The sequence below is a fragment of the Maribacter forsetii DSM 18668 genome (assembly GCF_000744105.1).
GTDB lineage: Bacteria > Bacteroidota > Bacteroidia > Flavobacteriales > Flavobacteriaceae > Maribacter > Maribacter forsetii.
Window position 1 is genome coordinate 1509190 of record NZ_JQLH01000001.1, and the last position, 13833, is coordinate 1523022.

General features: G+C 35.1%; 10 protein-coding genes and 1 tRNA gene. 4 read left to right on the forward strand and 7 right to left on the reverse strand.

Features of this window, described 5'->3' with window-relative positions; all coding sequences use genetic code 11:
- The first annotated feature begins 1 nt into the window (after nt 1).
- A complete protein-coding gene (locus P177_RS06405) occupies nt 2-955 on the forward strand; it encodes an AAA family ATPase (protein ID WP_036153081.1) in 954 nt (317 codons plus the stop codon).
- A 367-nt stretch (nt 956-1322) separates the two neighbouring features.
- Complete coding sequence (locus P177_RS06410) at nt 1323-4097, forward strand: bifunctional aconitate hydratase 2/2-methylisocitrate dehydratase (RefSeq protein WP_036153083.1); 2775 nt, start codon at nt 1323-1325, stop codon at nt 4095-4097.
- A gap of 105 nt (nt 4098-4202) precedes the next feature.
- Here the strand turns inward: P177_RS06410 and P177_RS06415 are convergent, their stop codons facing one another.
- Complete coding sequence (locus P177_RS06415; RefSeq protein ID WP_036153086.1) at nt 4203-5645, reverse strand: pyridoxal phosphate-dependent decarboxylase family protein; 1443 nt, start codon at nt 5643-5645, stop codon at nt 4203-4205.
- 347 nt (nt 5646-5992) lie between these two features.
- On the opposite strand from P177_RS06415, the gene P177_RS06420 reads away from it, so the two are divergent.
- Nucleotides 5993-8266, forward strand: a complete 2274-nt coding sequence (locus P177_RS06420) for an aconitate hydratase (RefSeq protein WP_036153088.1) — start codon at nt 5993-5995, stop codon at nt 8264-8266.
- Between the two features lie 78 nt (nt 8267-8344).
- The gene (locus P177_RS06425; RefSeq protein ID WP_036153091.1) at nt 8345-8899 is read left to right on the forward strand and encodes a TlpA family protein disulfide reductase; all 555 of its coding nucleotides are present in this window, start codon (nt 8345-8347) and stop codon (nt 8897-8899) included.
- A gap of 24 nt (nt 8900-8923) precedes the next feature.
- Here the strand turns inward: P177_RS06425 and P177_RS06430 are convergent, their stop codons facing one another.
- The 6 genes from P177_RS06430 to P177_RS06455 all read right to left on the reverse strand — a co-directional run bounded on the left by P177_RS06430 (nt 8924) and on the right by P177_RS06455 (nt 13709).
- Nucleotides 8924-9370, reverse strand: coding sequence for a sterol desaturase family protein (locus P177_RS06430; protein WP_036153093.1), 447 nt, complete (start codon nt 9368-9370; stop codon nt 8924-8926).
- Nucleotides 9370-10209 carry a phytoene/squalene synthase family protein gene (locus P177_RS06435; protein ID WP_036153095.1) on the reverse strand — a complete coding sequence of 280 codons (840 nt, stop codon included), beginning with the start codon at nt 10207-10209 and terminating at the stop codon, nt 9370-9372. Before P177_RS06435 ends, P177_RS06430 begins: the two co-directional genes overlap by 1 nt.
- Nucleotides 10210-10215: 6 nt before the next feature.
- Nucleotides 10216-11673: a phytoene desaturase family protein gene (locus P177_RS06440; protein ID WP_036153098.1), complete on the reverse strand. Its 1458-nt coding sequence runs from the start codon at nt 11671-11673 to the stop codon at nt 10216-10218.
- A 14-nt stretch (nt 11674-11687) separates the two neighbouring features.
- Entirely contained in the window at nt 11688-12587 is a 900-nt protein-coding gene (locus P177_RS06445) for a MerR family transcriptional regulator (protein WP_036153101.1), read from the reverse strand.
- A gap of 110 nt (nt 12588-12697) precedes the next feature.
- A tRNA-Leu gene (locus tag P177_RS06450) sits at nt 12698-12781 on the reverse strand.
- 82 nt (nt 12782-12863) lie between these two features.
- On the reverse strand, nt 12864-13709 hold the full coding sequence (locus P177_RS06455; protein WP_036153103.1) for an AraC family transcriptional regulator: 846 nt from the start codon (nt 13707-13709) through the stop codon (nt 12864-12866).
- Nucleotides 13710-13833 lie beyond the last annotated feature (124 nt).

A 13833-nucleotide genomic window follows, 5' to 3' on the forward strand; every position in this document is an offset into this window, starting at 1 on the left:
TATGTCAGACGTTGCAGCAATAGAACGCCTAGTAGTAAAACATGCTGAGCTTAAAAAGGAAATAGCCAAAATCATTGTAGGTCAAGATGAGGTTATTGAACAGATTTTGCTTTCCATTTACACAGGCGGTCACTCTTTGCTGATCGGAGTGCCAGGCTTGGCAAAAACTTTAATGGTGAATACCATTGCCCAAGCATTAGGTCTAGACTTTAAAAGATTACAGTTTACGCCAGATTTAATGCCAAGTGATATTCTTGGTAGTGAGGTATTGGACCAGAACAGAAACTTTAAGTTTATAAAAGGTCCTATATTTTCAAATATTATTTTGGCAGATGAAATCAATAGAACTCCACCTAAAACTCAGGCAGCACTATTAGAGGCTATGCAAGAGCGAGCGGTAACTATTGCCGGTCATCAGCATAAGTTAGATTTGCCATACTTTGTTTTGGCAACGCAAAACCCTATTGAGCAAGAAGGAACTTACCCTTTACCAGAAGCGCAATTAGACCGTTTTATGTTTGCTATAGAATTAAAATACCCTTCTATAGCCGAAGAAATTCAAGTGGTTAAAAATACAACTGCCAATAGTAAGCCGGTTATTAACGCACTTTTTAATGCTAAAGATATTATTGCCATTCAAGACTTGGTACGTAGAATACCTGTGGCAGATAATGTTGTGGAGTATGCAGTAAAATTGGTAAATAGTACAAGACCTAACTTAGACTCAGCTTCTGATTACGTAAAACAATATTTAGATTGGGGAGCAGGACCAAGAGCATCTCAAAATCTAATTTTGGGTGCGAAGGCAAATGCCGCTATTCATGGTAAGTTCTCTCCAGATATAGAAGATGTACATGCTGTTGTTAAAGGTATATTACGTCATCGTATCATAAAAAACTACAAAGCGGAGGCAGAAGGTATCAGTGAAGAGGATATTATTGATAAGTTACTTTAATAAAACACCTTGTTTTCTGCGTTTTTAAGTGAAATTAAGCTCATTAAACATTACAATTGTTTAATATCTACGCGCTTATTATATCATTTGAGAAAAAATAGGTAATCATACTTATTTAATTTTAAATCCGTTCTATATTACGTAATTTTACGAAATTGCGTTAACTTAATATTAAATAACAGATGACATTTGACATTGATGGATTTAAACGAGTATATATTGTGCTAATTCAATAATATGTATTCATATCAATTGTTTCTGTCAGTTTGTAGTTATCATGAATTTCATTTCAACAACAAATCTTCAGAAAGAAATAGAAATTAAACTACATACTCAACGTCTAAACTAACACACAAATCAATTTTTAATGAGCATTTATACAGATTACCTTAAGGAGATCGAAGAGCGTAAAAGTCAAGGTCTTCATCCAAAGCCAATTGATGGTGCTGAATTACTTAGCAAAATCATTGAGCAAATTAAAGATGTAGATAATGAGTATAGAGAAGAATCTCTAAACTTTTTTATCTATAATGTTTTACCTGGTACAACTAGTGCTGCAGGGGTAAAAGCTAAATTTTTAAAAGAGATCATTCTTGGTGAGTCGGTCGTAAAAGAAATTACTACTGCTTTTGCTTTTGAGCAATTATCTCATATGAAGGGTGGACCCTCTGTGAAGGTATTGTTAGATATCGCTTTAGGTTCTGATGAAGCTTTGGCAAAACAGGCAGCTGAGGTTTTAAAAACTCAGGTATTCCTTTATGAGGCAGATACTTCTCGTTTAGAAGAAGCTCTAAAAAATGGGAATGCTATTGCAAAAGATATTATAGAAAGTTACGCAAAGGCTGAGTTCTTCACCAAGCTTCCAGAAATAGAAGAAGAAATAGAAGTTGTAACATACATTGCCGGTGTTGGTGATATCTCTACGGATTTATTATCGCCAGGTGGTGATGCACACTCAAGATCTGACCGTGAATTACATGGTCAATGTATGTTTGAGCATAACAAGGACATGCAAAATGAATTATTGGCTTTAAAGGAACAACATCCTGATAAGCGTGTAATGCTGATTGCGGAAAAAGGTACCATGGGTGTTGGTTCTTCTAGAATGTCTGGTGTAAACAACGTAGCATTATGGACAGGTATTTCTTCTAGTCCGTATGTACCTTTTATTAATATTGCTCCGGTAATTGCCGGTACTAACGGTATCGCTCCAATTTTCTTAACTACAGTAGGTGTAACCGGTGGTATAGGGTTAGATCTTAAAAACTGGGTGAAGCAAAAAGATGAAGCGGGAAATACTATAGTTGATGAAGATGGCGAGCCAATTCTAAAGCAAATGTATTCTGTTGCTACAGGTACGGTGCTTACTATTAATACAAAAGAGAAAAAACTTTATCATGGTAAAGTTGAATTAAAAGATATTTCCGCAGCATTTACTCCACAGAAAATGGAGTTCATGAAAGCGGGTGGTTCTTATGCGGTTGTTTTTGGTAAAAAACTACAAACATTCGCAGCTAAAACTTTAGGTATAGAAGTACCTCAAGTATATGCAACTTCAAAAGAAGTTTCTATAGAAGGACAAGGATTAACAGCTGTAGAGAAAATTTTCAATAGAAATGCTGTAGGTACTTCAGGAGCTACATTGCATGCAGGTTCTTACGTTCGTGCTGAAGTAAACATTGTAGGTTCACAAGATACTACAGGTTTAATGACTTCTCAAGAATTAGAGATGATGGCTGCAACGGTTATTTCTCCAATTGTGGATGGGGCATACCAATCCGGTTGTCATACAGCTTCAGTTTGGGATGATAAGTCTAAAGCCAATATTCCAAGGTTAATGAGCTTTATGAACGATTTCGGTTTAATTACCGGTCGTGATCCAAAAGGAAAGTATTTTCCAATGACGGATGTTATTCATAAAGTATTGAACGATATTACTGTAGGTGATTGGGACATCATTATTGGTGGAGATTCGCACACACGTATGTCTAAAGGTGTTGCTTTTGGTGCTGATTCAGGTACAGTTGCTTTAGCATTAGCTACAGGTGAGGCGTCCATGCCAATTCCGGAATCGGTTAAAGTTACCTTTAAAGGACAGATGAAATCTTACATGGATTTCCGTGATGTGGTACATGCTACACAACAACAAATGTTACAACAGTTTGGAGGCGAAAACGTATTCCAAGGTCGTGTAATAGAGGTTCATATTGGTACGTTAACTTCTGATGAAGCATTTACGTTTACGGATTGGACAGCAGAAATGAAAGCGAAAGCATCTATTTGTATTTCTGAAGACGATACTTTAATAGAGTCATTAGAGATTGCAAAAGGTCGTATCCAAATCATGATCGAAAAGGGTATGGACAATGCAAAAGGTGTACTTCAAGGACTTGTTGATAAAGCAGAAACTAGAATTACGGAACTTAAAACAGGTATTAAGCCATCTTTAAGACCAGATGCAGATGCTAAGTATCATGCAGAAGTAGTTATTGATTTAGATGAAATTGCTGAACCAATGATTGCTGATCCAGATGTAAATAATGAAGATGTTTCTAAACGTTATACGCATGACAATATTCGTCCATTATCTTACTATGGTGGAACCAAAAAAGTAGATTTAGGTTTTGTGGGATCATGTATGGTTCACAAAGGTGACATGAAAATATTAGCTCAAATGTTGAAAAATGTTGAAGCGCAAAACGGAAAGGTAGAATTCAAAGCTCCTTTAGTAGTTGCTCCTCCAACATACAACATTGTAGATGAGTTAAAAGCAGAAGGAGACTGGGATGTATTAGTAAAGTACTCAGGATTCGAATTTGACGATAGCGCACCTAAAGGATTGGCACGTACCAAGTACCAAAACATGCTATACCTAGAGCGCCCAGGTTGTAACCTATGTATGGGTAACCAAGAAAAGGCAGAACCAGGAGATACGGTAATGGCAACATCTACTCGTTTATTCCAAGGTCGTGTTGTAAAAGATACGGGTGAGAAAAAAGGGGAGTCATTATTATCATCTACTCCGGTTGTAGTATTATCTACGATCTTAGGAAGAACTCCTACAATGGCAGAATATGAAGCAGCTGTTGATGGTATAGTTTTAACGAAGTTTAAACCTTCTACCAAGCAATTGGTGAGATAGTAGATAAATAATTAGTTTACAATAAAAATGCCTGAGTTTAACTCAGGCATTTTTTGTTACTACTAATAAATAAATCTTTATAGTCAGACTTTTTAATAACTATTATTAAACTGATTTTTTCCAATCTAAAATAATCTGTTTTGCGAAGTTTTCACATTGATTTAAAGTGTCTTTAATGTGGTCTAATGTCGTGTCTGGGTTAATTAAGCACATTCTAATGACCACTTGGTTTTGTAAAACTGTAGTTACTAAAAGTGCTTCTTTAGAAGCTACGACTCTAGCTGAGATTTCTTGATTTAGCTTATCTAATTCAACTTCAGATAATTTTAATTCCAACGGGTTGTATCTAAAATTAATAATAGCCAAAGTTGCTAACGAAACAATTTCCCAATTACCACTTTCTCTTAAAAGGTCCTCTGTCTTGTCAGCTAAGTCAATATTATAAGAGATTGCTTGCTTAAAAGCGTCTAAACCATACGTTTTAATTGACATGTAAAACTTTAAGGCTCTAAATCTTCTTGTTAATTGAATACCGTAATCGTAAAAATTAATTTCAGATTCGTTCCCTTCTATATCTCTTAGGTATTCTGGTTTTTCGCTAAAGGTGTTACTTAGCCAAGAAGAATCCCTTACCAATAAACATCCAATTTCATAGGGCTGAAAGAACCATTTATGAGGGTCTACGGTTAAAGAATCCGCACGTTCAATACCTTGTAAAAGCTTACTTCCTTTATCGGATAAAATAGCTGCTCCACCGTAAGCACCATCAATATGAAACCAAAGTTTTTCTTTTTCACAAATATCGGCTAAAGTATCTAGAGGGTCTACCGTGCCCGTATTTGTAGTACCTGCAGAAGCGATGATACAAAAAGGTTTTTTGCCTTCAATTTTATCTTTTGCAATTTCATTTTTAAGTTTATTGATGCTTATTTTAAATTCTAGGTCGGTAGGTATTATTTTAATTTGTTCTTTTTTAAATCCTAAAACCCTAATTGCTTTAATATTGGAAGAATGGGCTTGGTCAGACAAATAAATAATAGCATTAGAAAAATCATCCCCGCATTTTACTCTTCTAGCTGTTACTAAAGCTGTTAAATTAGCCATAGAGCCACCACTAGTAAAAATACCTCCACCTTTCTTAATGGGGAAATTAAACATCTTTAAAAGCCAGTTTAAAGTAACGATTTCTAGCTCTGCCGCAGCAGCAGAAATAATCCATCCGCCAGAGAAAATATTAAAACCTGTTGCTAAAGAATCGGAAATAGCACTAATAAAATTACTTGGTCCAGGTACAAATGAGAAGGATTTTGGATGACCGGATATATTGGAATTCGGTATTACATTATCCATTACAAAGTCTAAAACTTCATCTGCAGGCATACCATGATCAGGAGCTTCTTGTAAAAAAAGAGAATCCATTTCTTTTCTAGTGGCAATACTTACGGGATTTTTATTTTCAATTTCTGTATAATGCTCAACAATGAAATCCACAACTTTATAACCATAGGATTGCATTTCTTCTTTTGATAAATGAAAAGGTGATGTCATAAAGTTTCAATTTTGGTCAAAATTACATCAAGTTTAAATCATATAAAAGTTTGTTTTATAAGCGTTTTTACAGGTAGGGTCATAGATTTTAGTCAAGTTGAATGTGTCTACAAATAATATGGAACAGAGCTATACAGTATAGTTGAATTTGTATTTCTTTAAATATATTGATCAAAATCGAAAATCTTCAAAGAATAAGAAGCTCAAAAAAAGCTTATATAGCTATACAGGCTTTTATAACCGCATTTTTTATAATCATTCTTAATTTCATATGCGCTCTTAAAATCACCTTACATTTTGTATCTTGTACAGGTAAGATAGATTAACAATTTTTATAAATAAATTTTATGGCTTTTGACATAGATATGATTAAAAAGGTTTACGCTTCCATGTCGGAACGTGTAGACAAGGCAAGAGAGGTGGTAGGTAAGCCACTTACGCTTTCAGAAAAGATTTTATATTCTCATTTGTGGGATGGTAGCCCGACCGAAGCATTCACCCGAGGAAAGGATTATGTTGATTTTGCTCCGGATCGTATTGCTTGTCAAGATGCTACTGCCCAAATGGCTTTATTGCAATTTATGCAAGCCGGTAAGCCAAAGGTTGCAGTACCAACAACAGTTCATTGTGATCACTTGATCCAAGCTAAAAATGGTGCTACTGCAGATTTAAAATCAGCGAACACGACTAGTGCAGAGGTTTTTGACTTCTTGGAGTCTGTTTCAAATAAATACGGAATCGGTTTTTGGAAGCCAGGTGCAGGTATTATTCATCAGGTAGTATTAGAGAATTATGCTTTCCCGGGTGGGATGATGATTGGTACGGATTCACATACTGTTAATGCAGGTGGGTTAGGTATGGTTGCTATTGGTGTTGGTGGTGCGGATGCTGTTGATGTAATGGCAGGTATGGCTTGGGAGCTTAAGTTTCCAAAATTAATAGGTGTTAAGTTAACCGGTAATATTTCTGGTTGGACAGCACCAAAAGATGTTATATTAAAAGTTGCTGAGATTCTTACCGTAAAAGGTGGAACAGGGGCTATAGTGGAATATTTTGGCGAAGGAGCCAAAAACCTTTCTTGTACAGGGAAAGGAACTATTTGTAACATGGGAGCAGAAATAGGGGCAACCACTTCTACTTTTGGCTATGATGAGTCTATGGAGCGTTATTTAAGAGCTACCGACAGGGCTGATATTGCAGATGCTGCAAATACAGTGAAAGAACATTTAACCGCAGATTCTGAGGTGTACGCAAACCCTGAGCAATATTTTGATGAGGTTATTGAGATAAACCTTTCTAAATTAACACCATTATTAAATGGTCCTTTTACGCCAGATTTATCTACGAAAGTAGGTAGCGATATGACAGAAAAGGCTACTTCTCAAGATTGGCCTTTGGCTGTTGAATGGGGATTAATCGGTTCTTGTACGAACTCTTCTTATGAAGATTTATCTAGGGCTTCCTCAATTGCTCAACAAGCTATTGATAAAGGAATTAAAATGAAGTCGGAATTAGGAATCAACCCTGGTTCTGAACAAGTAAGATATACAGCTGACCGTGATGGTATCCTTGGAATATTTGAAAAGTTGGATGCCAAAATATTTACTAACGCGTGCGGACCATGTATTGGTCAATGGGCGCGTTACAATGACCCTAAAAATGCACCTAAAAATAGTATTGTCCATTCTTTTAATAGAAACTTTGCTAAACGTGCAGATGGTAATCCAAATACTCACGCCTTTGTTGCTTCGCCGGAAATTACGGCGGCAATAGCTATTTCAGGACGATTAGACTTCAATCCGATGACGGATAAGCTAATTAACCAAAAAGGAGAGGAAGTTATGTTTGATGAACCTACAGGTTGGGAATTGCCGCCTAAAGGTTTTGCAGTAGAGGATGCAGGCTACCTTGCTCCCAATGAAGATGGGTCAGGCGTAGAGGTAAAAGTAGCTTCTGATTCTGAAAGATTACAATTATTAGAGCCCTTTACTCCAATTAAGGACGAAAGTTTAATGGGGGCAAAGTTATTGATCAAAGCATTTGGTAAGTGTACAACGGATCATATATCTATGGCAGGACCATGGTTGCGTTTTCGTGGGCATTTAGATAACATCTCTAATAACTGTCTAATTGGTGCTGTAAATGCATTTGGCAAAAAGACGAATATGGTCAAGAACCAATTGAACGGAGAGTTTGGCGGAGTGCCAGATACTGCACGCGCATATAAGGCAGCAGGAATAAGAAGTATTGTTGTTGGTGATCACAATTATGGTGAAGGTTCTTCACGTGAGCATGCTGCAATGGAGCCACGTCATTTAGGTGTTGCTGCAGTAATAGTTAAATCGTTTGCTCGTATTCATGAAACAAATCTTAAAAAGCAAGGTATGCTTGGGTTAACGTTCGCTAATGAAAGCGATTATGACCTTATTCAAGAAGACGATACTTTTAATTTTATAGACATAGCAGAATTTGCACCGGATAAGCAGTTGACCGTTGAGGTTGTTCATGCCGATGGTAGTAAAGATGTTATCAAAGTAAACCATACTTACAATGCAGCTCAAATAGGGTGGTATAGAGAAGGTTCTGCTTTAAACGTTATTAAGAGGGAAAATGCCTCATAATTCAACAACTCAAAATTTGTAAGGAAAACTCCTGATATTAATCAGGAGTTTTTTAGTTTTGATGCCTATCTAACTTTTATGAAGAGACAAACGGTTTTTACCTTATTGATCATTGCTTTCGTACTTTCTTTTTTTGTTACCCCTTTAGGTGATTATAGCAAGATTATTCTCAACAGGGTTTTTGCCACATCCCCAACTATTATACAACCAGAAAACCGAGGTAAGATAACTGACTACGACTGGAAGTTGAAAGATGCAAATTGGAAGTTTTTTAATTTTGACGAAGCCAAAGGGCAGGTTGCCTTTATTACTTTTTGGACATCGTGGCATATGCCTTCTCAAGCGCAATTGAAAGACATACAATATCTTTATGATACTTATGGTGACAAGATGAAGTTCTATGTAATTACCAATGAAGAGAGGGCTCCAGTAGAGCTTTTTATGGAAGAACAGGGTTATACTTTTCCTGTAACTTATCAAATTATTGGAGAACCAAGCCCTATATCATTACTAAAACCACCAGGGTCTTATGTAATTGATAAAAATGGTGCCATTGTAATTCACCAAAATGCCATTGCTGATTGGGATAATGAAAAAGTTGATGAGCTTCTAAATCAACTTATCGCAGAATAAATATTGGTGCTATCTACTTAAAACTTATTTTTTAAAATATTTAAAGGGTACAAAAAGCATCCCAAAACATTCTCCGTCTCCTTTGCCAATATGCTTATGATGCATTTTATGCGCTCTTCTAACCCCTCTGCTATACCAATTATTAGCGTTTCTAAATAGTTTAAAACGTTGGTGAATGAAAATGTCATGCACTAGAAAATAGGCTATCCCGTAAGCTAGTATCCCGAATCCTAATGGGTAGCCATACCAAAAACCGGTAGTGCCTGCATAAAACAAAGACATACTAACGATAGCGTAGAAAATAAAAAAGGCATCATTCCTTTCAAACCAAGAATCGTGGACTTTTTTGTGATGATCTTTATGAAGACTCCATAAAAAACCATGCATTACATACTTATGCGTGAACCACGCCATAAATTCCATGAACAAGAATGTCCCTAGAAAAATCAATATCCAAATAACTATATTCATTATACTAAGTTCATTTTATATTTAACATAAGAACGCGCTAGTAGTCCAAATTTTTGATAATTAGGTACTCGTATCCGGGCGTTTTTAATTTCCAAAGAGGGTGTGCCCTGCAATTTTTTAAGCAGTTTATAGTAATACTTGTAAGCGGTATAGACTCCAAATTTAGCTTCAGCAGGTAAATCTACGATACCTTGGTAGCCTAATTTAAAATCTGCTTTAATCTCCTCAACGATTCTTTTTTTAGAGGCTTCGTCCAATTCCTTTAAATTGGTATTTGGGAAATAAGATCTATTCAATTCTTCAAAATCGGCTTTTACATCGCGTAAAAAATTTACCTTTTGAAATGCTGAACCCAATGCCATAGCAGATTCTTTCAACTTGTTAAATTCTTCAACATCACCCTTTACAAAAACTTGCAGGCACATTAAACCAACTACATCAGCAGAACCATAAATGTATTCTTTGTATTCAGCATCGGTACGGTAGATGTTCTTAACTAGATCCATACGCATGCTTTTCATAAACGAATCAACCAAATGTTTAGGAATACTATACGTGTGGAAGGTATGTTGAAATGAATTTAAAATTGGATTAAGACTGATTTTATCTCGTAATGATGCTTCAAGCTCTTGTTCAAATTTATCAAAAAGTATTTTCTTATCGTAGTCATGAAAAGTATCTACAATCTCGTCGGCAAAGCGCACAAAACCGTAAATATTATAAATGTGAAAACGAATAGATGGGTGAAGCATCTTTGTTGCCAAAGCAAAAGAAGTACTGTATCGTTTGGTAACGACTTTACTGCACTGGTACGAAACTTGATCAAAAGTATCTTTCATATATCACTAGTTGTCCTTAATAATTAATTCTGACACTAATTTTCCAGATATTAAAGCTGGTGGTACTCCGGGGCCAGGTACTGTCAGTTGTCCTGTAAAGTAAAGGTCTGTGACCTTTTTACTTCTTAAATTTGGTCTCAAAAAAGCGGTCTGTGTTAAGGTGTTTGCCATACCATAGGCATTTCCTTTGTATGAATTATAGCGTTCTACAAAATCATTTACACAGAATGTTTCTTTGAATATAATATTATTTCTAATGTCTTGACCGGTTCTTTTTTGAAAACGATCCATAATAATGTCAAAATATTGATTTCTTAGTTCCTCGGTGTCTTCTAGCGCTGTTGCAATTGGCACCAGGAAAAAACCTGTTTCACAACCTTCTGGAGCCATGCTCGCATCTGTTATAGAAGGAAAATTGGCATAGAATAACGGATTTGTAGGCCATTTTGGATTGTCGTAAATTTCCTTAGCATGTAATTCAAAATCCGTATCAAAAAATAAATTATGATGTTCTACATTATTTAATTTTTTGTCAAATCCAATATAAAATAAAAGAGACGAGGGTGCAAAAACCTTTTTCTCCCAATAATTCTGACTGTATTGCTGGTATTTTTCATCCAACAAACTTTCTGAATGCTGATAATCTGCACCGCTTAGAACTTTGTCTGCCTTGTAGGTTTTATCATTACATATTACACCGGAAGCTTTGCCGTTATCAACTATAATTTTACTTATAGGTGAATTTGTATGTATAGTTACACCCAATTCTATTGCTAAGCTTTCCATTGCCTTGATTACCTCATACATACCACCTTTTGGGTGCCATGTACCTAAACCAAAATCTGCAAAATTCATGAAATTATAGAATGACGGTGTATTACTAGGCTTAGCGCCAAGAAACAATACAGGAAATTCTAACGTTGATACCAATTTTGGGTTTTTAAAAGACTTACGTACTTGTGAGCTAATAGTTTTAAAAAATTGGTCGACTTTTAAAATCGTTTCTTTAGTTACCAATTCTAAAGGTGATAGTCCTGGTCTTAGAACCACCTTATTGATAGCAATGTCATAATTTTCTTGCGCTTTATCAATAAACTTCTTTAACGCTTTTGAGCTACCTGGCTCTATGCGTTCAAATTCCTCGCAAATTTTATCCATGCTATCACCAATGGTAATAACATCATCTGAAAAGAAAATTTTATAGGCCGGACTCAACTTGTCCAATTGATAGTAATCTGATGTTTGTTTATTGAAATTAGCAAAAAACTTGTCAAAAATATCGGGCATCCAATACCAGCTAGGACCCATATCAAAAGTAAATCCGTCTTTTATAAATTGTGATGCACGACCACCAACGGTATCATTTTTTTCAAATATGGTTACGTCCCACCCAGCTTTTGCCAAGTAACATGATGCTGATAATGATGAAAAACCAGAACCGATTACAATACAACTTTTATTCATTTATTCCTGTAAGATTATAGGTTGTTAACTAAGCTGTCAATAGAAGTAAAAGTTCTACAGAAGTTGGGTTTTGTATCTTCTTCAATGAAATTTGTCTGTCTACCTAAAATCCAAAAGTTTGGATTGTTATACTTGGAAACTAATTCAGAGAAGTCCTCTAGATACTTGTTAACCTTATCTTTTTCTGGAAAAACTGTAAAATAGGATACAAAATAGATGTCATCAAAATACTTTAGCACATCTTCTAGATTCTCCATAGGTATTGTGGGACCTAAATAAATGCACTTATATCCTTTTAAAATGATTTCGTAATTAATATATAATAAGCCTATATCGTGAATTTCGTTCTCAGGTAAAAAAGCCACAAATACTTTATCCTTTTTTGTGGGTTCTAAATGTTGAAGCTTTTCGGTATTTAATAAAATCTTTTGTTTAATTAAACTACTCATAAAATGCTCATGAGCCGGACTAATAGTATCCGTCTGCCATAGCAATCCAAGTTCATTTAATAAAGGAACAAAAGTCTCTTTAAAAATTTCTCTAAATGAATTTTCACTTAATAAGGCATTGTAAGTATTAAAGAACATAGTCTGATCAAAATTGACCATTGCTAATTTAAAAGCATTAATTGCCTGACTTTTATGACTGTGTTTTGCTACTATTTCGCGTACTACGTACGGAATATCTTTATCAGAAATCTTAGCAATCTTAGAAATTTTATGTCCGTTGTTGTAGAGTAGTGTAACATTAAGTAGCTTTTGAAGGCTAGAGAGGCTATACGTTCTAATGTTAGTATCGGTACGTTCAGGAGATAAAAGATTGTATCTTTTTTCCCAAATTCGGATGGTGTGTGCTTTAATTCCAGAGAGGTTTTCAAGGTCTCTAATACTAAATTGCTTTTTTACATTGTTCATACTTTCTTAAAAAGGATTAAACAAATCTACAATTTATTAAAATGCCATGGGGTACTTAGTAGTTAAAATTATCAAAATAAAAAAGGTTAGACCTAAATCTAACCTTTTTGTGCCCACGACTGGAGTCGAACCAGCACGTCCTTACGAACACTACCCCCTCAAGGTAGCATGTCTACCAATTCCACCACGTGGGCATACCTGTAGTAAATTGAATGGCAAATATAGAAACCTATATTTCAATTTAAAATTAATACCGTTATAAATAATGAAGTTATCTTAAGATGAAATAGACTGTTGGTATTGCGTAGGTGTAATTCCTTTTATTTTTTTAAACTTCTTATTGAAATTAGAAATGGAGTTGAAACCAGAAAGTTCTGCTACCATATTAACATTCAGCTCTTTATTGGAAATTAATAATTGGCAGGCATGTGCAACACGTAGTTCTATTAGAAATTGAAAAAAGGTCTTGTCTGTTCGTTGTTTAAAAAAACGACAGAAGGCATTTGGTGTCATATATGCCATTTTTGCTATCTCATCTAATGAAATTTGTTGATGGAAGTTTTTGAATACGAAGTCAAAAATGTCCTGTAACCGCTTACCTTCTGTAGAACTCAACGTTTTAGAGTATATAAACTTACTAAGAGGTGCTATATTTACTTTACTTAGTTCTTCTAAAAGATATAAAAAGGAAACAAAAAGGTCGAGTTTTTGTTGAGACTGTATTTCTAATAATTGATGAGCAATCTGTTTTTGGTTTGATGTTACTTTGAATCCGCCGGCGGCATTAGTAAAGAAATTGCCTAAGTCATTTAAATATGGTAGCTTAAAGAATGATGTGCCAAAGGATTTTTCAGTAAAGAATGCAGTTAACATATGCGCATCTTGCTGCCCTGGTATGCTTTTGAAAACATGTGGCATGTTACTGCCAATAACGTAGATATCTCCCATAGAGAATTGATGAATGCTATCGCCTACCAACAACTTTCCGTTACCGTTTATGATGTAGCTTATTTGTATTTCTTCATGTTGATGAAGCTTGTTATAAAAAACAGGTTCCTTATCTACTTGAACTATTAAATGTTCATCTAAGGGCTTTGGTATTTTAAAAGGAAATACTTTCATATGCATCTAATTTATCACTATAAATTAAATATTGAATGATAAGATGGTAGAATAGTACCATGTCTGGATAATATTACAACATGTAGTGCAACATGCTATACCTAATTTTGGATATCAACTAAAA